The 22,273-nt window shown below is 42.8% G+C and carries 20 protein-coding genes; 19 read left to right on the forward strand and 1 reads right to left on the reverse strand.

The features are described from left to right. Window positions 1-5 precede the first annotated feature (5 nt). The 9 genes from L1N97_RS07800 (at window position 6) to L1N97_RS07840 (ending at window position 9,353) form a co-directional block, all read left to right on the forward strand. Window positions 6-560: a sugar transferase gene (locus L1N97_RS07800; protein WP_236129390.1), complete on the forward strand. Its 555-nt coding sequence runs from the start codon at window positions 6-8 to the stop codon at window positions 558-560. Window positions 561-753: 193 nt separating this feature from the next. After that, the gene (locus L1N97_RS07805; protein WP_236129391.1) at window positions 754-1,953 is read left to right on the forward strand and encodes a nucleotidyltransferase family protein; all 1,200 of its coding nucleotides are present in this window, start codon (window positions 754-756) and stop codon (window positions 1,951-1,953) included. Next, window positions 1,937-2,407: a lasso peptide biosynthesis B2 protein gene (locus L1N97_RS07810; RefSeq protein ID WP_236129392.1), complete on the forward strand. Its 471-nt coding sequence runs from the start codon at window positions 1,937-1,939 to the stop codon at window positions 2,405-2,407. Before L1N97_RS07805 ends, L1N97_RS07810 begins: the two co-directional genes overlap by 17 nt. Before the next feature lie 31 nt (window positions 2,408-2,438). Further along, window positions 2,439-4,139, forward strand: coding sequence for an ATP-binding cassette domain-containing protein (locus tag L1N97_RS07815; protein ID WP_236129393.1), 1,701 nt, complete (start codon window positions 2,439-2,441; stop codon window positions 4,137-4,139). Beyond that, the gene (locus L1N97_RS07820) at window positions 4,129-4,407 is read left to right on the forward strand and encodes a PqqD family peptide modification chaperone (protein WP_236129394.1); all 279 of its coding nucleotides are present in this window, start codon (window positions 4,129-4,131) and stop codon (window positions 4,405-4,407) included. The genes L1N97_RS07815 and L1N97_RS07820 overlap by 11 nt, the downstream gene beginning before the upstream one ends. A 3-nt stretch (window positions 4,408-4,410) precedes the next feature. Next, entirely contained in the window at window positions 4,411-5,337 is a 927-nt protein-coding gene (locus L1N97_RS07825; RefSeq protein ID WP_236129395.1) for a hypothetical protein, read from the forward strand. Further along, window positions 5,334-6,170, forward strand: coding sequence for a sulfotransferase domain-containing protein (locus L1N97_RS07830; protein WP_236129396.1), 837 nt, complete (start codon window positions 5,334-5,336; stop codon window positions 6,168-6,170). Before L1N97_RS07825 ends, L1N97_RS07830 begins: the two co-directional genes overlap by 4 nt. A 34-nt stretch (window positions 6,171-6,204) precedes the next feature. After that, window positions 6,205-8,154, forward strand: a complete 1,950-nt coding sequence (locus L1N97_RS07835) for an asparagine synthase-related protein (protein ID WP_236129397.1) — start codon at window positions 6,205-6,207, stop codon at window positions 8,152-8,154. 191 nt (window positions 8,155-8,345) lie between these two features. After that, complete coding sequence (locus L1N97_RS07840; protein WP_236129398.1) at window positions 8,346-9,353, forward strand: sugar-transfer associated ATP-grasp domain-containing protein; 1,008 nt, start codon at window positions 8,346-8,348, stop codon at window positions 9,351-9,353. Between the two features lie 363 nt (window positions 9,354-9,716). Here the strand turns inward: L1N97_RS07840 and L1N97_RS07845 are convergent, their stop codons facing one another. Beyond that, window positions 9,717-10,634 carry a hypothetical protein gene (locus L1N97_RS07845; protein ID WP_236129399.1) on the reverse strand — a complete coding sequence of 306 codons (918 nt, stop codon included), beginning with the start codon at window positions 10,632-10,634 and terminating at the stop codon, window positions 9,717-9,719. 254 nt (window positions 10,635-10,888) lie between these two features. Here L1N97_RS07845 and L1N97_RS07850 point away from each other — a divergent pair, with 254 nt between their 5' ends. From L1N97_RS07850 to L1N97_RS07895, 10 genes are all read left to right on the forward strand, one after another. Continuing rightward, window positions 10,889-11,122 (forward strand): four helix bundle protein, encoded by a 234-nt coding sequence (locus tag L1N97_RS07850; protein WP_329605552.1) that lies wholly within the window; start codon window positions 10,889-10,891, stop codon window positions 11,120-11,122. A 19-nt stretch (window positions 11,123-11,141) separates the two neighbouring features. After that, complete coding sequence (locus L1N97_RS07855; RefSeq protein WP_236129401.1) at window positions 11,142-12,596, forward strand: MBL fold metallo-hydrolase; 1,455 nt, start codon at window positions 11,142-11,144, stop codon at window positions 12,594-12,596. A 45-nt stretch (window positions 12,597-12,641) separates the two neighbouring features. Further along, window positions 12,642-14,000: a UDP-glucose dehydrogenase family protein gene (locus L1N97_RS07860; protein WP_236129402.1), complete on the forward strand. Its 1,359-nt coding sequence runs from the start codon at window positions 12,642-12,644 to the stop codon at window positions 13,998-14,000. Window positions 14,001-14,004: 4 nt separating this feature from the next. After that, entirely contained in the window at window positions 14,005-15,021 is a 1,017-nt protein-coding gene (locus L1N97_RS07865) for an NAD-dependent epimerase (protein WP_236129403.1), read from the forward strand. Window positions 15,022-15,101: 80 nt separating this feature from the next. Further along, window positions 15,102-16,010 (forward strand): UTP--glucose-1-phosphate uridylyltransferase GalU, encoded by a 909-nt coding sequence (galU, locus tag L1N97_RS07870; protein WP_236129404.1) that lies wholly within the window; start codon window positions 15,102-15,104, stop codon window positions 16,008-16,010. 83 nt (window positions 16,011-16,093) lie between these two features. Next, a complete protein-coding gene (locus L1N97_RS07875; protein WP_236129405.1) occupies window positions 16,094-18,076 on the forward strand; it encodes a polysaccharide biosynthesis protein in 1,983 nt (660 codons plus the stop codon). 122 nt (window positions 18,077-18,198) lie between these two features. Next, the gene (locus L1N97_RS07880) at window positions 18,199-18,567 is read left to right on the forward strand and encodes a hypothetical protein (RefSeq protein ID WP_236129406.1); all 369 of its coding nucleotides are present in this window, start codon (window positions 18,199-18,201) and stop codon (window positions 18,565-18,567) included. A gap of 49 nt (window positions 18,568-18,616) precedes the next feature. Continuing rightward, window positions 18,617-19,321: a YjbF family lipoprotein gene (locus tag L1N97_RS07885; RefSeq protein WP_236129407.1), complete on the forward strand. Its 705-nt coding sequence runs from the start codon at window positions 18,617-18,619 to the stop codon at window positions 19,319-19,321. Then, window positions 19,318-20,067 (forward strand): capsule biosynthesis GfcC family protein, encoded by a 750-nt coding sequence (locus L1N97_RS07890; RefSeq protein ID WP_236129408.1) that lies wholly within the window; start codon window positions 19,318-19,320, stop codon window positions 20,065-20,067. Before L1N97_RS07885 ends, L1N97_RS07890 begins: the two co-directional genes overlap by 4 nt. Further along, the gene (locus L1N97_RS07895) at window positions 20,067-22,166 is read left to right on the forward strand and encodes a YjbH domain-containing protein (RefSeq protein ID WP_236129409.1); all 2,100 of its coding nucleotides are present in this window, start codon (window positions 20,067-20,069) and stop codon (window positions 22,164-22,166) included. The genes L1N97_RS07890 and L1N97_RS07895 overlap by 1 nt, the downstream gene beginning before the upstream one ends. Window positions 22,167-22,273 lie beyond the last annotated feature (107 nt).

Raw genomic sequence — 22,273 nt, forward strand, 5'->3', positions numbered from 1 at the left:
GTGATATGTTGATTCGGTTGTTAGATATTATTTTTTCTTTTTGTGGTTTGGTATTCGGTTTTCCGGTGTTGATTATTCTTGCAATTATTGGTTTTTTTGATACAGGTTCCCCTATTTTTCGGCAAGTACGAGTAGGGCGTAATAAAAAGCCTTTTACCTTGGTAAAATTTCGTACCATGAAAAAAGATACCGCTTCAGTAGCTAGCCATTTAGCCAGTAGTAGTGCCATAACGCCATTCGGTGGTTTTTTGCGTAAAACTAAGCTGGATGAATTACCACAACTTTGGAATGTATTAAAAGGCGAGATGAGTTTAGTTGGGCCTCGCCCTGGTTTGTTTAACCAAGAAGAGTTAACGGCAGCTAGAGAAAAAATGGGTGTGTTTAGGGCGCGCCCAGGTATTACTGGCTTAGCGCAAGTGAATGAAATTGATATGTCTACGCCAGAGCTTTTAGCTGAAATCGACGCCAAGATGTTGCAAAAGCTAACGCTTGCTGATTATTTTAAATATATTTTTATGACTGTAGTCGGTAAAGGTAGCGGTGATCGCATTAAGAAATGAGTAAGCTTGAAACGCCAACTCTTTGCTGGGTTCTATGAGGCATCCAAGTTTTCTTTAATTGCTTAATGGTTAATTACAATACTTAATCTGAAATCTGCTGAAAGTGCAAATATACATTAAGGTTTTTGGTTTTAGCGCTGAAATATTAAGTCTTGAATGCTATTTCTGGGCTTATAGGTATTAGCTTATAAATATGGAAACAGATATCTCAAACAGCAGTGTTGAACTGAAATTGCTGGCGTTATTGAGCTTCCCCAACGCCGTGTCACATTGGCCCGAAAGCATTTTAGCGCTGTTGACGAAGGTGAATCAGGAAAAATTTATCTATTTGATTCGCTTTCATCGAGTGGCGCTTGTGGTAAGTAGAAATTTGTTGCCTGAATGGAAGCTGCTACTCACTGCGGCTTTTTTAGAGCAGCTGCAGCAGCAAACAACGCAACAGCTACAAACTGTTCGGCAGCAGTATTTTCAACAAAGCCGTTTGCAAAAGGCGTTTAACGATGCGGGAATTACACATCGTTTTTTTAAAGGCTTAGCGTTAAGTCAGCAACTTTACCAAGACATTGCTTGGCGTTTCTCAAAAGACATTGATTTGTTGATCAGTTTTGATGATAAAGACCAAGCGTCTTTGTTACTCATGCAATTTGGTTTTGTTTCCGAGTTTGCTGAACTACCTACAACCGGTTTAGGTTCGCGCATTCGTCAAGCGCTGCAAAAAGACTGCGTGTTTACCAAGCCTGACGGCACTATTCTGGAGTTGCACTGGCGTTTGGATAATGCACACTGCAAGTTTAGCCAGTACATGGCTAAGCAGTATTTAACACAGCCAGTTGGTTTTTCAGTAGATGAGTTTGTATACCTTTGTGTGCACGCTGCAAAAAGTAAGTGTCATCGCATTAAGTGGTTAGTTGACGTTGCAGCTTATGCGTTAAAGCTACAACAAACTGTACCGGATTGGCAAATAAGCGCTGAAGCGCTGGCAAATAAATACAGTGTTGCTTCGCAGTTAAGGTTAATGTTGTTGTTAATAAAGCAGTGCTATAGCAATTTATTGCCAATAACTATACAGTCAAGTTTCGCTGAACAAAAACGTGTCGAGGCTGTGCTCACTAGTTGGCAACTAGCTTTATTTCCCAAGCGCGCTACGCTTCAGTCAGTAATAAAACCTTTTTTTCTCATGTCAAACCTCAGTTATAATGCACGTTTATTATTCAATATGGTGTTTTGGCCCAATATGGACGATGTAAGGTTGTTAAATCGTCTTACCTTCCCGTTGAATTATTTATTTTTGCCTGCCTTTCCCTGCTATAAGGTCCTGCGTTATCTTGTTAGAGTATTGTCGCAATTAATAGCCCAGCATAACGTTAAGCGTTCCAATGACACTGCGTCGTAAATATCATAGCTTTACGCAGATACCGCTAGCTGTGCGCTGGCTAATGCCAATTACCTGGGTTTTACTAGGCCTTTCCCGTGTTATTGTTCTCTTGTTACCATTTCGCAAGCTTGCCCCTTTATTGGGATGTCGCGCCGATGCGCCAGTATTACCCTTAGTTGCACCGCAGCATCTTCAGCGGTTGCGTAACCTGAAGCAACTGATTGCTATTACCAGTCATTATTGCCCTTGGAAAGCGAATTGCTTCGCTCAGGCGATTACTGCCAAAGTGTGGTTAAGCTGGTGGGGGTTACCTTACACCCTTTTTTTTGGGGTTGCACGCGATCCTGCTCAGCAGCTTAAAGCGCATGCATGGTTAATCGCTGGGCCGGTAGTGGTATGTGGAGGCAATAGCTTTGCTCAGTTTACTGTGGTCGCCAGCTATGTCAGCCAGCCGTTCTCCGCTAATAAATAAGCTGTAGCCAAATCAATAGGAAATAGTCGCTTTGTTTTTTAATCAGTTAAAGCAATATATCCGCTATCTTATCGCCACCTCTGGCCGCCAGCTTGTTGTGGGTTTTTGTTTATTATTAATCGCGGCTATTACCGAAGGGTTAGGCCTGTTTATGTTGCTGCCATTACTGGGGGCACTTACCGGCGATAGTTCGGTCACGGCGCAACTGCCTGCTGTTTTTCAAACCTTGCCACAATTAGTTGAGCCGGCAATATTATTACTGTTGTTTTTCTTGTTGTTGTGTTTTCGTGCTGGCATCATTTTTGTGCGTGAAAACTATATGGCTCTGATTCGCCTGCATTCCTCAGATCAGTTACGGGCGACTTTGTTTAACGCCATGCTGCACTCGCGTTGGCAATACAGTTCGCAGGTGGCGCATGAACAGATTATTGAGCAGTTAACAACTGGTATGCAACGAGTCGGCATGGCGACCTTTTATGTGCTTAAAATTGCTACATCAGCCATCTTAATTATCACCTACCTTTTTGTCGCACTTAAGCTTGCCCCCATGGCTGTGCTGCTAGCGTTGCTGCTGGGTGGCGGGACTTTATTTTTTTTGCGGGGTATTAACCATAATGCTTTGAACTTAGGTGAAAGCCTTACTCAGACGCAGCGGCAGCTGTATAACCGAGTATTATTTTATTTAAATGGCTTAAAAACCATAAAAACCTTTCAGCAAGAGTCGGTGCAAGCGAGCACTTTTGCACAGCAACAACTTCTGTTGCGAGATAACCAGCTTAATTATCAGCGAAAGAGTGGCCGTAATCAGTTTTTGTTTAGCATCATTACTGCGGCTGTGGTGTGCATTATGGCTTATGGCGGGTTATTTTGGCTAACGTTGCCACTAGCGACGTTAACGTTATTGGTGGTGATTTTTATCCGCTTAATGCCACTGTTGCTAGACATGCAAAACAGCTTGCAGCGGTTATTGCATACATTGCCGGCATTTACGGATATTCATCAAAGCCTTATGCTATTCCAACGCCATGCGGAAAGTGGTAACGCAACGGTTAATTTAGCTGCGCCTCAAGTTGAAATTGCGCTGCGAGATGCCTGTTACAGGTATCCCTCTGGCCGTGGCGTTAGTCATGTATCACTGTATTTACCTGTAGGTGAAATTACCTTATTACAAGGGCCGTCGGGTAGTGGTAAAACGACTATAGCGGACATTCTTAGTGGTTTAGTTAATGTACAACAAGGGCAGCTATGTCTTGATGGTAAGGCGTTAGACGACTTAGCATTGTTGGCGTGGCGGCAGCAAGTGATCTATATCACGCAAGAGCCTTTTTTATTTGATGCAACCATTAGGGACAACATTGTCTGGGGGTCGGCTTTTGCTGGCCAACACGATACAGACGAACAGCTAAGAGATATATGCGAGCAAGCGGCGGCCACTTTTATTTTTAGTTTGCCAGAAGGGCTTGATACGACAGTAGGTGAGCGGGGCATTGCGCTATCAGGCGGGCAGCGACAGCGTGTTATTTTAGCCAGAGCGCTATGCCGCAAACCGTCGCTGTTAATCTTAGATGAAGCCAGCAATGCATTAGATAATCAAACCGAGCAAATATGGTTGGATAACCTAAAACAGTTAACACCACACATAACGGTGTTGCTAATTAGCCATAAAGAAGATGCTGCACAGTGGGCAGATCACATTGTTGAAGTAAAGCAGGAAAATATTAATGCAAAATAACATAAAACATTATTGCCGCAATCCAGAGGTAGTATTTGCACAAATGGGTGATGAATTGGTGATGCTGTCAGAAGAGCAAGGCCAGTATCTGGGGTTAAATACGATCGCTGCGGACATATGGAATCTACTTGAAGCTCCGATGGCGTTTGCGCAGCTTTGTTCATCGTTGCAACAGAAATATCAGGTTACGGCTGAACAGTGCGAAACAGATGTGCAGCTGTTTTTAGGGCAGATGCTGCAGCATAAGCTCATAGTAACCCAGGAGTAAGCTATGTCAGAGCTTGCAGCAGCATCAAGTTATCAGGTTTTTGGTGTAGGTGTGTATAGCCAAATAGCACTGACCTCTAATCAAGTTATGTCTGTTGACAGTTCGACTGAATCTGTATTGATTCACCAAGGTAAGATTGAACTGCCAACATCTGATGTTGCGCAGCAAATTGCGGCATGTTGTTTTGCGAGCGCAAGTGAAATCTGGCTTGATATACCCAACTTAGCCAAGTTTTTTATAACAGAACGTGACATTATTGTAGATGCTGTACTTGGCGCAGATGCAGATTTAATCCAAGTGTATTTGCAGGGGTACGCCTTAGGTGTGCAGGCAATGCTGGCCGGTAAAATGGTGTTGCATGCTACCACATTGAGCCGAAATGATAAGGCTATTGTATTGTGTGGTAGTAGTGGCAGTGGTAAATCAACTATTGCGGCGGCGTTGCTGGCTAAAGGGTTTAAATTAGTCAGTGATGAAATTACTATTATTGACCAAGATGGAAAGGTGCTGCCGGGTTTTGATGATATTAAGTTATGGCAAGATGCGGTAGATGTGCTTAAGCTTCCCGCGCAGTGCATTCAGCCCTTGCGCGAGGTGATTAACAAAGTCTATTTTCGGCCAGAACAGCAAAAGTCGCAACCTGTTCGCCCTGCCGTGGTGTATGTGTTAGATACTGATAATCGTCAGCCCGCTCAGCTTACTGAATTAACCGGTTTTGCTAAGTTTGAACCTTTACAATCGCATTATTATCGAGCTTTTTTGGTAAAACCATTAAAACGAGATAAGCTTTATTTAACATTAAGTGGTAAACATTTAGGGGCGTTACCGCTGGTGAGTGTTAGCCGAGAGCTGAATCGCCTTGATGATGCCAGTTTATCAAAGCTTGCCGACGCCATAAATCATGATGCTATGGCAAGGGGCGTAAAATGAATGGCGGTATTTTCTGGTTAGCCTCGTACCCTAAATCAGGCAACACTTGGACGCGTACTTTTCTTAATGCATTAATGCGGCCAGAGCAAGGCGTAGATATTAATAAACTTAATACCGGTGGTATCGCAAGCTCACGGTCTTTGATAGAAAATGCACTTGGCCTGTCACTGGAAGAAAGTAGTTCTGTTGAAATTGAATTATTAAGGCCCATAGCGTATCGATTTTTGCACCAGCAGGCACAACAACCAGAATACATAAAAATACATGATGCCTATGTGTTAAATGTTCAACAGCAGCCGCTGTTCCCGGCTGACGCAGCTAAAGGGGTGTTATATATTGTACGCCATCCTTATGATGTTGCCGTATCATTTGCCAATCATAATGGCTCTTCTTTGCAAGAGGCTGTTGATATCATGTGTCGGAGTGACTATCGGATGTCCAAATCCAAAATCAGATTAAACTCGCAAGTAGAGCAGCGTTTGCTAAGTTGGTCTGAGCATGTGCGATCTTGGTTAGATAGCCCTCATCGGGTGCATCTAATGCGTTATGAAGATATGCAGCATTCATCTTTAGCTACTTTTAGTGCGTTGGCGAGCTTTCTGGAAATTGGTGCAGACATTTCACAAATACAAAATGCTATCGATGCTTGCCACTTTAATAAATTAAAAGAAAAAGAGTTACAGCATGGTTTTCGTGAGAAACCTGTTAAAGCCCCACAGTTTTTTCGAAGTGGTAAAGTAGGTGAGGGGGCTGAAAGGTTAAATAAAGCTCAAAAACAGCAATTAGTCAGTTGTCATCTTCATATGATGCAACGGCTGGATTATGTACCTTGAATAATAACTATTTCAGACTAAGGCTTAGCGTTTAATGTCTCATATCTATGCAGTAGCGCAGCTTGAAAAAACCTCTGCATTGTGGCCGGAGCTTGCCACTGCACAGGCAGAAAAGATGTGTGCTATCAGCCAGTATTGGCAGCCTGAAAAAGTAGATCAGCTGCAGCAAAACACGCCGACACCGCTGCTAATGGGGCAATTACTGCGGTTTAATACGCCATTCTATCGTTTTGAAAAAGTGCATAGTGTTATCCCCGGCCATTTATATGTAGTGGCAAATGCCAGGCTTGACAACCGAGAGCAAATTTTTCAGCTGCTTGATGCTGCAGTGGATGCGGAGATAGCGGATGGCATGTTAATTGGATTACTGTATCAACGATTTAACCTGGAATGCCTTCAACATTTGTTAGGCGATTTTGCCTTTATTATCTGGGACGAAGCACAGCGGCAACTGTTTGCCGCCTGTGATCATTTTGGCGTAAAAAATCTGTTTTATGGTTACTGCGACTTAGGCTTAATGGTAAGTAATGAGCATAAGGCGTTGTTAATGGCGCCTGGGTTAGATAACCAAATTAACCCCGATTATCTGGTCAAGCAGTGGTTACCCTTACCCGATGTCGGTTATGTTTCACCTTGTAAAGGTATAAAATCTATCCCGCCGGCGCACTACTTACTGGTAAATCATGATGGTGCTTCTTGTCAGCGTTATTGGCAGTTACAGCAGCGTGATTACCCCGAGTTTAGTAACAAAGTGCAAAGTATTGCTGGCTTACGACAGCGTTTTGAGTTGGCCGTACAGCGGCGTCTGGTTACTGACTTTACAGTAGGTGCCGAGTTAAGCGAAGGCCTAGATTCAACATCTATTTGTGGTGTAGCGGCAAAAATACTAGCAACTGAAGAGTTACTTACCTTTTCATATCGCTGCGAGCCGATTAATGAAAATAATAAAGAGACCTATCGTGATATTCTGGATTTTGTTGAGATGTATGACAATATTCGGCCGCAGTGGCGTGAAGTAGAACCAAAACAAAGCGAAACCGAGTTAAATCGCGCTATTTTTAATGCTTTTGGTGCGCCAATGCCGCAAACAGGCCAATGGTTAGAGCGATACCCTTTAATAACAGATACCCAGGTCCGCACTTTACTGAGCGGCTGGGGCGGTGACCATTGTGTCACCGGCTATGCAGATTTCTTTGAAGATGAACTGCTAAAGAGTGCTAAATTATTAACGCTATTAAAGCTATTAAAAAGCAAACATCGGCGTGGACGTGGTAGTCAACCAATTAAGGTTTTACTGCGTTTGTTGCTTAAACACCTTTCCACAGCATTTTATCGACGTTATTTATTATGTAAAGACCCTCTCTTGAAGCAGTATAACCTTATATTGCAAGCCCAACCGCTGAGAAGTCAGTGGATCCACGAAGATAAAATTGAGCAAAGCAAGCGAATCGTCTTGGGAAGAACCGAATTGCAAAGTGTACAGCAACGGGATTGGCGCGAGTTGTTCGATATTGGTGTGCATTGGCGCCTTTTTGGTTCTGAGGTTGCAGGTCGTTTTTTTCAATTGGAATATCGCTTTCCAATGCTCGATAAAGAATTGGTTGAGTATGTGTATAGTATGCCTTCGGCCTATAAGATCTGGAATGGTGTTGAGCGTTCAATGTTTCGTGATGCAATAAGCGGTTTGGTGACTGAGCGGATCCGTACTCGGCTAAAATCTGATGTTATTTTACCCAAAGGCATGCTGCAGAGTCAGCTTGAACATAAAAAATTACAGCTCGAGCATTTAATTACCGAGTTACAACATCACCCATTGACGCAGTACTTTTTTGATGAAGCATCTTTTGCTGCCATACCAACAAACTTTGCCTCTATGCCGATGGTCGTGACAAAGCTTGAAGCACTTAAAGCACTGTGTAAGCTATATGACCAAAAATTGATATTTCTGCCAGAGTTTGAAGAAAATTTACCGGTATTGGATTAATTCGCAGTATGCGGCATTTTTTTCAAAAGCTCTGGAAGCATAAGCTGCTGATTTGGAAGCGTTATATATGTCGTCGCAGTCCGTATGCTTTATACAGCTGGCGCTATATCTTACCTACAGCGGATAACGCCATACGTTGTCAACGGTCTTTCTCTTCGCGGGTATTACCTGAGTTGCCGAGATTTTTCGCAATGTTAGTGGTGTTACATCAGCTACTCTGGTGGTATTTATGGCATGGGCCTTGGGCTATTTGGCGTAATTGGCGTTCGCAGTCTCAACAAACGCAGCATGCTTATGCTGTCACTTCAATACGGCAGTTACTTCATTTATTACGCCTAGCTTATGGCCGCACTGTTCATCCTGCAGCCTATTATCAGTTGGTTTTGCATCGTTATCCTCACTCGCATACTTTCAATTTTATTTATTCTCAACAGTTACCTGATTGGCATAAGGTATGGCAGCCACATATAACTGAGCCGGTGCAGGCGTTAATTCGAAACAAGCGGCTGTTTGCAGAGCAAATGTCTGCTGCGGGTATGAATACTGTGCCGACGTTAAGCTATTGGCAGCAAGGGACACGTTTAACTAAACTACCTAGCTTTGAGGATAATACCGTATTCTGTAAACCTGTTGCGGCTTCAAGATCGCAGGGTTGTTATACCCTTCGTATCACAAAGCAAGAGTGTTGTTTAACTACATATACAGAAACGCTCACTGCACCAGCAGTGGTTTTGCGTTTTATAAATGAAAATATGGCCAGCCAAAGTTACCTTGTGCAGCCGTTTTTGCATCATCACTCGGTGTTGGATCAGTTTTTATCAGAAACGGCTTCGGTGCTGGCAACGATAACAATCCGCTTGGTCAGTGCTTTTAGTGCAGGAGAAGTGATTTTTATGGCAGCTAATCTAGAAGTTAATGAAGGCCAGCAACGATTTAAATTATTGCCTATTAATCCCGATAATGGTTTGTTGTATGAGCACAACTGGCAGTTACCGCTTTGGTCACAGTTATTACAGCAGGTGCAACTGGGGCATAACGTGTTATCAAGCGTAAAAACGTTGGGCTGGGATTTTGTCATTAGTCAAAACCAGGTTTACTGCCTTGAAGTGAACCTTAATTGGGCCGTGCAGCCTATGCAATTACCGGAGCAGGGAGGATTGCTGGAAAAGTTTTCAAAACTTTACAGCCCAGTATCTTGAAAAATTTTAACGAATTTTTTAGTTTATTTGTTCAAGAATAAGGAGGTGAAAATGAGATTACACCTCTTCATTACGTTTCAAAAGTTTTAGTTATTAACGGTTACGATGGGCCGGATCCGAAACTTTCCACGAAGGAAAATGGCTTTCCTTCGGTGTTTTCTGTTGAAATCAATGTTAAGGATGGTGCAACCCAAGGTTGCTTTTCAGTGTCTATCTGATGTTCAGAAGCGTTTTGCATATAGGATCCTTCAGTGAGCGTGGTGATGAAGACGTAATACAAGCTAATCTTATATTAGATGCTTAACCATCGCGGTGTCAATAATCCGTAAAATCATTTACTGGATAAACATACCATGCTTAGTATTATAATGTGTGTTGTTGTAAAAACTCATTAAGCCAATGCTGGAAGCCAGCTACACTTCCGCAATAATTAAAGCTTGGCAGCCACAGCTTATATAAAGGTGCTTGCTTAGCCAGTTGTACACTTTGGGAAAAAAGTTGCTGTTGTTTTTTTAACAACTTTATCAGGCCAGGCCGATAGCAATGTTTGCTCAGTGCATCTATAGCAAAGTGTGGTGCTAGCTGTTGCAGCGCATAATTATGGTTAGCGTTAGGTTGTTGCAGCAAATAAATTGCTTTAATTGGCTCAGGGTTTTGGCTGATCATTTGTATAGGAATATAACAAGGATGCTTTTCTGTGCCTGGCGCAGTGGTATACCTCGTATCTGGTAAAAGACCTAGTTTTACCGCCGTGTCGCATTGAGCTTTAAACCTTCTGTGAGACGGATAAACTTTGATTGGGCTTTGACCTTGATTGCCATGAAGTGAAATCACATCATCTGTGAAGACTTTCCAACCAGCATTCGCAGCAGCAAGCGCTAAGGTGCTTTTTCCTCTGCCACTAGCACCTAGAAAAAGAATTGCGCCTTTACCAGTGCTGACCGATGCTCCGTGCAAAGGCAAAAACTGGTTTAGGTATAAGCTTCCAGCTAGGCCGCTGCCCAAAGCAAAGGTTAAAAGATGTTCTTTGCATAGATTGGGGTTGGCATAAATGGTGATGTTTTCTGGGCTTTTAATCAGTGCCTGTCCTAAATTTGGCAGTGTGCTTAACAATTGATAGCCGTTAGTTTGCCATTGCGCGTTTCTAGCAGTGACGTCTGATAAAAACAAGGGATGTTCACTTAAACTCAGATCGACGTTTTGAAAAGTATCGCTATTGGCGCTTGGTAGCCAGATCGGACTCGTTATGTTTAAGCCATAAATTGAATAGTGGTTGCTCAAAATGTCTCACGTAGTTTTTTTAATTTATATAATGCTATCATTGTTTTTAGCAATAATTGAAGCATTCTCTATAGTCAAGAGGGTTTTAGGCAGCTCAACTTATTAGCTAACGGTTATGCAGGGCCAATTTATTGTTCTTTTACCTCTGCTCATTTGTTGCCTTTAGTATTAGGAGATGTGCTAAAGGTTGGAGTAACCGTAGATGAAAAACTGCTGGCTTTTAATCGTCGAGCCTTAGCAAGCATTGACTATTAATCTTCAATTATTCAAATAATGAAGCACAAGCAGGTCAATCTAAAGCCGATTTCATAGCAAAGATGAGTATCGCCAGTAAAGAATCACGTGATATGAAGTATTGGCTAGATTTGCTATGTTTATCGGGATATTTAGATAATAAAAAGCCTCACGTTATTAGCATACTAAGCCAAAGTGAAGAATTGATAAAAATGCTCATTAAAAATAGTAAAAACATCACAACTGAACATTAAAAACTAAAAAGGTTCAAGGATGACCAAATTAGCTTTTCCACCCACGTTTATCCACCACGGCGCCGTTAATGGCGTGACCGGCTCTTGTCATGAGTATCAACTTGCCGCTGATTATGCGGTGCTTATTGATTGTGGTTTGTTTCAGGGTGATGAGCAGGGCAGCGGCAGTGATAAAGCTAATCTCGCTATTCAATTTCCCATTTTGCATATACAAGCGTTAATTGTTACGCATGTGCATATTGATCATGTGGGGCGTATTCCTTATTTACTTGCTGCCGGTTTTACGGGACCAATTTATTGCTCTATCGCTTCTGCCCATTTGCTGCCATTAGTGTTAGAAGATGCGTTAAAAGTGGGCGTAACTCGTGATGAAAAGCTTATTGCTGGCTTTTTAAGGGCGATTGGTCGGCAATTGGTGCCGTGTGAATATAAGCAGTGGTTGAACTTACCTGATTACCACGGTAAACCGACGGGGCAATTTCGCTTGCAAAAAGCCGGGCATATTTTAGGCTCGGCCTATGTGGAAATTAAGCATTACCCTGCTGCTAGCCGCACTGTTCAAGCCAATAACCCGGCAAGCCGTAAACAGCCAAAACCTTTTATTACGGTGTTTTCTGGCGATTTAGGGGCGCCTTACTCGCCCTTGCTGGTGGCGCCCAAGCCACCTTATGCCGCCGATGTGGTGGTAATAGAAAGTACCTATGGCGATAAGCTGCATGATGATCGGCGTTTACGTGTTAAGCGCTTAGAGCAAGTGTTATTACATTCGCTGCAAGATAATGGCACGGTGCTGTTTCCTGCCTTTAGCATCGGCCGAACGCAAGAGCTGGTGTACGAGTTAGAATGTATTATCCATCGTTTGCAAGGCCAAAAAATTCATCAACAGTTAGCTTGGCAAGACTTAACGGTAATTATTGACTCACCCTTAGCCGCTAAATTTACTACTGCGTTTCAACAACTGCTGCCTTGCTGGAATGCCGAAGCGCGCAGCAAAGTGCATGCGGGGCGCCACCCTCTTAGTTTTGCCCAACTGCATACTATTGATAGCCATGCAGAACACCTTGCTACGGTTAACTTGCTGGCGAGTACTCGCAAGCCTGCTATTGTTATTGCCGCCAGCGGTATGTGTGAGGGCGGTAGAGTCGTGAATTATTTAAAGGCGTTATTGCCTGATGCAGCCCATCAATTGGTGTTTGTGGGTTATCAAGCACGCGGTACGCTGGGCGCTGCTATTCAGCAATATGGTCCTCGCGGTGGTTATGTTATGATCGCCGGCGAACGAATTGACATTCAGGCTGAAGTGCTAACATTAAGCGGCTATTCAGCTCATGCTGATAAAAAGGGGCTGATACAATTTATAAAAGGGATGCGTCACCCTCCGCAGCAGGTTAGGATAGTGCACGGTGATAATAATGCGAAACTTGCTTTGCAGCAGGCCTTAGAGCTGCAGGGAATTAAAGCGATAATTGCGTAATAGCTAGCATAGAGCTTTAAGTTAACTTTTAATTATGGAAAAAACATGAAAGTAACGGTCTTTGGTATTGGTTATGTGGGTTTAGTGCAAGCAGCCGTGTTAGCCGAGGTTGGCCATCAAGTATTATGTGTTGATGTGAATGCCCAGCGTGTTGAGAATCTGAAACAGGGTATTATTCCTATTTATGAACCTGGCTTAACGCCATTAGTTGAAAAACATTTTGCCAGTGGTTATTTAAATTTTACGACGGATGCAGCCGCTGGGGTGCAGCACGGTGATGTGCAGTTTATTGCTGTGGGCACGCCACCCGATGAAGACGGCTCTGCAGATCTACAATATGTGTTGGCCGTTGCTACCACTATTGCTAATCATATGGAAACGGCAAAAGTGATCATCGATAAATCGACTGTACCTGTTGGCACAGCTGATCGTGTTAAGGCTAAAATTGCCGAAGTATTAAAAGTGCGTAATGTAGAGCTTGAATTTGATGTGGTATCAAACCCTGAATTTTTAAAAGAGGGTGCTGCAGTAAGTGATTGTATGCGGCCCGATCGCATTATTGTGGGCACATATGATGAGCGCCCGCAAGACTTAATGCGTGAATTGTATGAGCCGTTTAATCGCAACCATGACAAGCTGATTTTTATGGATGTGCGTTCTGCCGAGCTAACAAAATATGCCGCGAACTGCATGTTAGCCACCAAAATTTCTTTTATGAATGAAATGGCCAATTTAGCAGAAATGCTAGGTGCCGATATTGAAGCTGTGCGTAAGGGTATCGGTTCTGATCCTCGTATTGGTTATCACTTTATTTACCCTGGCTGTGGTTATGGTGGCTCGTGCTTTCCCAAAGATGTACAAGCGCTTATTCGTTCATCTGAGCAACTGGGTTATACACCAACGATTTTACAAGCCGTTGAGGCTGTTAACGATAAGCAGAAATACAAATTACCTTCTTTAGTGCAACAGCATTTTGGTGATGAGCTTGCAGGTAAAACCATTGCGCTGTGGGGTTTAAGCTTTAAACCTAACACTGATGATATGCGAGAAGCCAGCAGCCGAGTGCTTATGGAAACGCTGTGGCAAGCCGGTGCAAAAGTGCAAGCTTATGACCCTGAAGCGATGGAAGAAACACAACGCATTTATGGCGTAAGAGATGACTTAACCTTGGTGGGTACCAAAGAAGCGGCTTTAAAAGGTGCTGCGGCACTGGTTATATGTACTGAATGGCAACAATTTAGAGCGCCCGATTTTGACCTAATCAAAGCGCAGTTACAGCACCCCGTGATTTTTGATGGCCGTAACTTATTTGAACCGCGCAGATTAGAAGCGCGTGGCTTTACTTATTATGCGATTGGCCGCGGTGAAACTGTCGCAAAAGCGGCTAGTAAGCAGGTTCTATAATTTTATGGTGAAACAACACTTTTTGGTTACCGGTGCTGCCGGTTTTATTGGCTTTTATGTTTGCCAGCGTTTGCTGGCCGAAGGCCATAGTGTTGTCGGTTTAGATAATCTGAATGATTATTATGAAGTACAACTAAAAAAAGACCGCCTGGCACAGTTAACTGATATAGCGGTATTTCGTTTTGTGGAACTTGATTTAGCCAATCGCGAAGGTATCGCCGCGTTATTTGCACAAGAGCGGTTTCAGCGGGTAATCCATTTAGGGGCGCAAGCGGGGGTGCGTTATTCGCTGCACAACCCTTTGGCATATGCCGATAGTAATGTAATTGGCACCCTCACAATTTTAGAAGGTTGTCGCCACAACAAGGTTGAGCATTTAGTTTATGCCTCATCTAGTTCAGTGTATGGCATGAATGCGAAAATGCCGTTTAGTACCACCGATCGGGTAGATCACCCGGTGTCTTTATATGCGGCAACCAAAAAAGCCAATGAGTTAATGGCGCATACCTATAGTCATTTGTATGGCATACCCACCACCGGTTTAAGGTTTTTTACAGTATATGGCCCTTGGGGCCGCCCCGATATGGCACCCTTTTTATTTACTAAAGCCATTTTAGCGGGCGAGCCGATTAAAGTGTTTAATCATGGCCAGATGATGCGTGACTTTACCTATATAGACGACATAGTAGAAGGCATAGTGCGTATTCAAGCTAAGCCACCGCTAGCGCAGCCTAGTTGGGATGGCACTAATAGCAGCGAAAGCTTCGCCCCTTACAAGCTGTTTAATATTGGTAATAACCAGCCGGTGAAACTGATGGCTTTTATTGAAGCCATAGAGCAAGCTGCCGGTAAAACGGCGATAAAAGAATATTACCCAATGCAAGACGGTGATGTACCGGCTACTTTTGCTGATATTGATGACCTACAAGCCGCGGTCGACTTTAAACCGGCCACGCCAATTGATGTGGGTATGCAGCGTTTTGTTAATTGGTATAAAGGTTATTATAATGTTGAGTGTTGAGTGTTGAGTGTTGAGTGTTGAATTTTTAGTTTTATCATCAGCTAAAAGATTAACATTAGCAATTTTAGAATGGAAAAAATATGCAAAAAAGTATTGTTCGTAAAGCTGTAATACCTGTTGCCGGCCTTGGTACACGGATGTTGCCTGCAACTAAAGCTATTCCTAAAGAAATGCTACCGGTAGTGGATAAGCCGCTTATCCAGTATGTGGTGCAAGAGTGTATTGCTGCCGGTATTAAAGAAATTATCTTGGTCACGCATTCCTCGAAAAACAGCATTGAAAACCATTTTGATATCAGTTTTGAACTGGAATCAATGTTAGAGAAACGAGTAAAGCGCCAGTTATTAGATGAAGTGCAAAATATTTGTCCGAAAGATGTCACCATTATGCATGTTCGCCAAGGCCAAGCGAAAGGGCTAGGCCATGCGGTACTCTGTGCGCGGCCCTTGGTAGGGGATGTTCCTTTTGCGGTAGTATTGCCTGATGTATTAATTGATGGCTACGACAGCGATTTAAAACGTGAAAACCTGGCACATATGACAAAGCTGTTTAGCGAAACAGGTGTTAGCCAGGTAATGGTTGAACCCGTGCCAATGCAAAACGTCTCTAGTTATGGGGTTGCAGACGTGCAGGGGCATGAATTGTCACCAGGTGAGTCAGCTAATATGACTGCGATTGTTGAAAAACCCCCTATTGATGAAGCGCCATCTAATTTATCGGTAGTAGGGCGTTATGTGTTCTCTCCTGATATTTGGGAAGCATTAGAATATACGCCGCAAGGTGCCGGTGATGAAATTCAACTTACAGATGCCATCGCCATTTTAATGAAAGCGCAAGCAGTAAATGCCTATCATATTAAAGGGCGCAGCCACGATTGCGGTAATAAACTTGGCTATATGCAGGCTTTTGTAGAATATGGCCTGCGCGATAAATACTTAGGGCCAGATTTTAAACACTGGTTAGATACATTGTTAAAACCGAGTGCCTAAACAGCACAACGTTTTGCTGCTATAATTTGGTATTGAGTTTGTAAGTGAGTGTCGGTGTTATCTATCGGCACTAGGAGTTCTTCATGTTTACTTGGTTACTGGCGCTGCCGCGTTCGGTTAAACGTTTAATATCGGTATCGATAGACACGTTATTCTTATTTTTATCTATTATTCTTGCCTTCGTACTTACGCAGAATGGCGATGTTGCGCAGCTTAAACTCATTATGTTTGCGTTTCTCGTCACGCTGCCTATTACTTTAGTACTATTTACCAAGCTTGGTTTGTATCGTGCAGTAATTCGTTATGTTGGGCAGCATGCCTTGGGCGCGGTACTGTTTGGTATAGTGGGTAGTGCCATTGTGTTAGCGGGCTTGTTTGCGGTGTTAGGCGTGCACGATCGCACTAGCTTGGTTATTGTGTATGCATTGCTTGCTTTAGTTACCTCTGGTGGTATTCGTTTAACCGCAAGAATGGCTTTTTTACCGCAAAATAACGGCCATAAAACACGTGTACTCATTTATGGTGCAGGTTCCTCTGGGCGACAGCTTGCGCAAGCCTTATTAAACGGCGATCAGTATCATCCGGTAATGTTTGTGGATGATGATAACACCTTACAACGCTCAACCATTTTAGGCATTCCGGTAGGTAACCCTGATAGCATTGCCAGTATTATTAAACAAAAAAACATTGGCCGCGTACTACTAGCGATGCCTTCGGCAAGCCGCTCTCGCCGTCGTGAAGTATTAGATCGCTTAGATCAATTACCTTTACCTGTGTTGTCTATTCCAGGTATGAGTGATTTAGTCGATGGGTGTATGCGCATTGATGAATTGCAAGATGTGAAAATTGAAGATTTGCTAGGCCGAGATCCGGTTGCACCTAAAACCAAGCTTTTAAACGCCAATATTAAAGACAAAGTTGTAATGGTGACCGGCGCGGGCGGCTCTATTGGCTCTGAGTTGTGCCGGCAAATTATTCGATGCGAACCTTTAACCTTAGTGCTGTTTGAGTTATCTGAATTTTCGCTATACGCCATTGAACAAGAACTGCGTAATCATATTGAAGCCGAAGGCTTAGACATTAAATTGATCCCAGTAATGGGTACAGTGCAGCGGCAAAGCCGTTTAGAAACAGTAATGCGCACCTTTGAAGTGAACACGGTTTATCATGCCGCAGCTTATAAGCATGTACCGTTGGTGGAATACAATGTAGTGGAAGGCGTAAGAAATAACGTGTTCGGTACTTGGTATGCAGCCGATGCGGCTATTAAAGCCGGCGTTCAAAATTTTGTATTAATATCGACCGACAAAGCGGTGCGCCCAACCAATGTGATGGGGGCGTCTAAGCGCTTGGCTGAATTAGTGTTACAGGCTTTAGCGCAGTATCAAAATAAAACCCGCTTTTGTATGGTGCGCTTTGGTAATGTGTTGGGCTCTTCTGGCTCAGTGGTACCTTTATTTCGTGAGCAAATTCGCAAAGGTGGCCCCGTTACGGTAACGCACAAAGATATTATTCGTTACTTTATGACCATTCCTGAAGCAGCACAGTTAGTGATACAAGCGGGTGCGATGGGCAAAGGCGGTGATGTATTTGTACTGGATATGGGCGAGCCCGTAAAAATTGCAGATTTAGCCCGCCGTATGATCCATTTAATGGGCCTTGAAGTGAAAGATGCTGCTCATCCAGAGGGCGATATCGAAATTCACTATTCGGGTTTGCGGCCCGGCGAAAAATTGTATGAAGAATTACTGGTAGGCAGTAACGTTCGCAAAACTGAGCATAGCCGTATTATGGCTGCCGATGAAGCCTGTTTAAACTGGGAGCAGATGCAGCATCTTTTAGCTCGTTTAGACGTAGCCTGTGATCGTTTTGCGGTAGAAGAAATTATTGAGCTGATCCGCTCTGCGCCAACCGAGTTTAATTACAGTAATGCCACAAGTGATTTGGTGACCAATGCGACTTGTGCGGTTATTACGGGTGCCCAAATTGCCAATATTTCTGATTCAAAAGCCGCGATCTCGATAGAATCGCACATAGTTGAAAACTCATCACAACAAATCGCTTGAATTTGTATAACGTAATCATCTATTGTTTATAGAAATACTAATTCCAGCAAATACCACGTTGTCAAAAGCTATCGCGTAGGTTAGACTTTACAACATTAAAATTCAATTTAGAGGGATATAAAATGCAAAAATTAACACTGGCTGCAGTTGCCTTGTTAGCTACTTTTAGTGGTAAAGCTTTAGCACAAGAAGAAAAGGTAGTTAGTTTTGGTGGTGTTGGCGTAACTACTTTAGTTGCTGGCTCTATAGCAGCTTCTGTAATTGCAACAATTGTTTCTAACGCTCGACAATCAGGTGCATTGCCCGGCAATGAAACCGGCCCACTACCTCCAGAACTAGTACTAGTTTGTAAAACTGGTGATGCTGCGCCTGTTAATGGTATTTGTACTACTAATAGCACTACGGTAACGGTAACAGGTACGGGTACAAACACTACTACCATTACAGTTCCTGTAACTTCTACATATTTAGCAATTCTTACTAACCCTTAAGTAAAAAAAGCCGCCTGATGGCGGCTTTTCCTATCTGAGCCTATTCATCATGCCTATCGCTAAACTTGTATTCAGCTTTTGCTGTTTTTTGCTGATTGCGGGTTGTTCTAATACTTATCGCAATTACCTTGATTTAATCCAATTAGCGTTGAAACCTGGTGAAGATGTTGCGCTAACTTATTCTTATTTAACTGATGCCCCAAATGACTTTTTATACGTTCGTAATGGCAATCGCCCACGTGCAGCTATGGGGTTAATGTCTGGAACCACTAACCAGCAAAAATGGTTATCTGCTGACCAAGCTGTACTAATTACTGAGCAAGGTAGAATTGTAAAAACTCAAGGTTTAAGTAATGATTTATTGCATGTCACTAACCTTGCTTCTGATCCTCTTAAAAGAGTAAATGTAGATAAGGCGAGTTGGATCCGCGGTGTTGATTGGCAAGTAGGAACTTACGGTAATGAAGTTCGATCTACTTTTATTGTTGGCTCAGATCAAACTTTAGAGTTTTTTGCACAACCAATAAATGTGATCAAAATAACCGAGAAACTAAACTATATCTCGGATGGTCATTATTGGCGTTTTGATACTGCATGGCAGAATACGTTTTGGCTAGATGCTGAAACCGGTAAGGTACTAAAAAGCCAACAACAGCTGCTACCAGGTGGCGAAGTTTTCGAGCTGGTGTTTATCAGCGACATTGTCCGTATCTTCCAGCAGCGTGGTGTTATAGTAACGGGAGATGCCGTGTGAAACGCCTCATTACCAAGATTATACTTTACGTACTCGCCCTAACCGTTTTTACATCAACTAACCTTTTCAGCGCTGAGCCAGTTGTAACTGTGCAATTAGAGCATCAAATACATGAGTTCAGTGAACGGCCTCGCTTATCTGAAGTTTTAGCTCATTTACCTGCTGAAACTGCACGCTATTGGCCATCTAGTAAATTGTTTTTGCTGGATACTGCCGACGTTTCAGAGCAGTTAGCTTTATTTTCTTCCATGTCGACTAGTTTATTGCGTTCTGAAAAGGAAAATATGCAAGTTGTAATAGCGCAGTTAGTGAATGCTATTTCTGCTTGGCAGTTTGCAAAACGTATACCTATTACCATTGATCAAGATTTAGTAAGGGTTCAGCGACGTTTTAATCCACGGTTTGACTCAGGTAACTATAAATTAGTGGTATCGTCCCGTCCTACTGAAATTCAATTTTGGGGAGCGATTGGCCAAGCAAAAACAATTTCACATCAAGGTAGCAAATCGGTTAGCTTTTACCACAAACAGCTTAGTTTGAGCTCAGTAGCAGATAGTAGCTATGTCATTGTGGTTCAGCCTAATGGCGAAGTATTAAAGGTTGGAGTACAGCTTTGGAATCATACTCATTATGAGCTGATGCCGGGTGCGCAAGTTATTATACCTTTTAAAACGGGTTTATTTGCAAAAAGCCTTGCCGAATTTAATCAATTGCTTGTCTCTTTGGCTGTAAATAGAGTGTATTAATGCGAAACAATTTTTTATCTTTCAATTGCGCTTGGCTGATGCTGTTGGTTTCCGGTATTGTTCAGGCAAATGACTCTTGGCCTACTTTATCAAATGGCCCATCTCAGGCGGTGCATGGTGGCGTGGGTTTAATTCAAACGCCAACAGCACGCATGGCGGAAGAAGGCAATTTTTCCTTTAACTACACAGACAATCAACAATATCGTTTTTGGTCTGTGAGTATTCAATTGTATCCATGGCTTGAAACCACAGCGCGCTATACTGATGTTAGAACTCGACTATACAGCAGTTCGGAAGCTTTTAGCGGCGACCAAACCTATAAAGATAAAGGTTTGGATGTAAAGTTACGCTTATGGCAAGAAAGTCAGTTTTTGCCAGAAGTCGCTTTGGGTTTTAAAGATTTTGGTGGTACAGGCTTATTTGAAAGTGAGTTTGTCAGTTTAAGTAAACGCTTAGGTAATTTTGATTTTCATCTCGGACTGGGTTGGGGTTACTTGGGGGCGGCAGGCAATGTTACTAATCCATTTTGTGAAGTACGTGATAGTTTTTGTACAAGGCCAGGTGGCTTTAGTGGGCAAGGTGGTAAGATTGATTATCAACGTTTTTTTAAAGGCCCTGCCTCAGTTTTTGGTGGGATCAGCTATCAAACGGCCTGGCAACCATTACTTTTCAAATTAGAGTACGAAGGTAATAACTACATTGATGATTTTGCTGGAGAACTTCCGCAGGATAGTCGCTGGAATATTGGTGCGACTTACCAATATCAGGATTTTACTTTTGATTTGAATTACCAACGTGGTAACACTTTAGGTTTTGGCGTGCATTACGCTTTTAATCTGCATCAAGCAGAACAATATAAAATTAAACCGCCTATGATCCCGGTTAGCACGGAGCGCAGTGATATACCTGCTAGCATTAATTTCAACACACTTATTAGTAATTTGTACTACAACGCTGGCTTTGTGCCACGAGGTGTTCATGTCGAAGGTGATGAATTAATTATTCATGGTCATTCCATCGCTTTTCGTGATGATGAAGAACTTACCGAGCGGGTTGGGCGTGCTATTGCAGCACAACTTCCGGCTGGGCTTAAAACAATTAGGGTATTAGAGTACAGCGGCACTTTGCCGCTTGTTGAAAAGGTTATTGATGCTGATAGTTTTATTGCTGCAGTGTCTTACGATGTATTACAACCCGACCTTCGTTCAACATATATAAGACAAGAACCCTCTTTAAAAGCAGTAGAGGGCGTAAGAACAGCGGATGTATCTGGTTTTTACACTAATTCGGAATTTTTTTGGGTACAGTCGTTTGGCAACCCTGAACAGTTTTATATGTACCAAGGAGGCTTGCTTTTAGCGGGTGGTTATCATTTTAATGATAAATTTAGGCTGAATGGTACTGCTAAGCTAACAATGTTGGATAACTTTGATCAATTTAACTTTAAAGTTGATCCTTTAGATACGGCATTGCCACGCGTTCGTACCTTTGTACGTGAATATGTTACGCGCAGCAGGCTTAGTGTTGAAAACGTTTATGGTCATTGGCAAAATCAAATTGCCCCTTCGTTATTTGCACAAGCTTATGTTGGCTATCTTGAAACAATGTTTGGTGGCGCCGGTTTAGAGCTGTTATATCGTCCTGTTGACAGTAATTTTTCTGTTGGTTTTGATTTAAACTATGTCAAGCAACGCTCTTTTGAAAAGGAGTTTGCCTTTTTTGATTACAGTGTGTTAACCGGCCACATTAATGTGTATTGGCAACCGGAATTCCTACCTGATACCCGTCTGACCTTTAATATAGGACAGTTCCTAGCCAAGGATAAAGGGGTCAATGTCGATTTTGCTAAGCGTTTTGATAGCGGCATGATAATTGGTGCTTATGCTGCGATAACGGATGCCTCTGCAGCTGATTATGGTGAAGGAAGTTTTACTAAAGGCTTTTATCTATCGATACCCTTTGACTTATTTTCGGTTAGACCTTCGAAGGGGCGAGGCAATGTGCCTTGGGTGCCAATTAGTCGTGATGGTGGCCAACCGCTGAATCGTCCTGTAAAATTAATAGATGTTACAGAGATCCGTTCTCCATTTAATGATTAAGTTTATGTTGGTCATTCCGGACTAAAGTGTCGGTTTGACCAATCGCAATTGCCTGTTTAGCCGTAGTGTTATCTTGAAGAACTTAGTTGGTTTTAGTAAAGGCGAAG

It is taken from the genome of Rheinheimera sp. UJ63, assembly GCF_021568285.1.
Lineage (GTDB): Bacteria > Pseudomonadota > Gammaproteobacteria > Enterobacterales > Alteromonadaceae > Alishewanella > Alishewanella maricola.

Bases quoted from the DNA above. Each gene is read 5' to 3' on its own strand.
- L1N97_RS07880 (WP_236129406.1), top strand. From the start codon at position 18,199: ATGCAAAAATTAACACTGGCTGCAGTTGCCTTGTTAGCTACTTTTAGT.
- L1N97_RS07800 (WP_236129390.1), top strand. From the start codon at position 6: ATGTTGATTCGGTTGTTAGATATTATTTTTTCTTTTTGTGGTTTGGTA.
- L1N97_RS07810 (WP_236129392.1), top strand. From the start codon at position 1,937: ATGACACTGCGTCGTAAATATCATAGCTTTACGCAGATACCGCTAGCT.
- L1N97_RS07820 (WP_236129394.1), top strand. From the start codon at position 4,129: ATGCAAAATAACATAAAACATTATTGCCGCAATCCAGAGGTAGTATTT.
- galU (WP_236129404.1), top strand. From the start codon at position 15,102: ATGCAAAAAAGTATTGTTCGTAAAGCTGTAATACCTGTTGCCGGCCTT.
- L1N97_RS07895 (WP_236129409.1), top strand. From the start codon at position 20,067: ATGCGAAACAATTTTTTATCTTTCAATTGCGCTTGGCTGATGCTGTTG.
- L1N97_RS07830 (WP_236129396.1), top strand. From the start codon at position 5,334: ATGAATGGCGGTATTTTCTGGTTAGCCTCGTACCCTAAATCAGGCAAC.
- L1N97_RS07825 (WP_236129395.1), top strand. From the start codon at position 4,411: ATGTCAGAGCTTGCAGCAGCATCAAGTTATCAGGTTTTTGGTGTAGGT.
- L1N97_RS07855 (WP_236129401.1), top strand. From the start codon at position 11,142: ATGACCAAATTAGCTTTTCCACCCACGTTTATCCACCACGGCGCCGTT.
- L1N97_RS07885 (WP_236129407.1), top strand. From the start codon at position 18,617: ATGCCTATCGCTAAACTTGTATTCAGCTTTTGCTGTTTTTTGCTGATT.
- L1N97_RS07865 (WP_236129403.1), top strand. From the start codon at position 14,005: ATGGTGAAACAACACTTTTTGGTTACCGGTGCTGCCGGTTTTATTGGC.
- L1N97_RS07835 (WP_236129397.1), top strand. From the start codon at position 6,205: ATGTCTCATATCTATGCAGTAGCGCAGCTTGAAAAAACCTCTGCATTG.
- L1N97_RS07875 (WP_236129405.1), top strand. From the start codon at position 16,094: ATGTTTACTTGGTTACTGGCGCTGCCGCGTTCGGTTAAACGTTTAATA.
- L1N97_RS07805 (WP_236129391.1), top strand. From the start codon at position 754: ATGGAAACAGATATCTCAAACAGCAGTGTTGAACTGAAATTGCTGGCG.
- L1N97_RS07840 (WP_236129398.1), top strand. From the start codon at position 8,346: ATGTTAGTGGTGTTACATCAGCTACTCTGGTGGTATTTATGGCATGGG.
- L1N97_RS07860 (WP_236129402.1), top strand. From the start codon at position 12,642: ATGAAAGTAACGGTCTTTGGTATTGGTTATGTGGGTTTAGTGCAAGCA.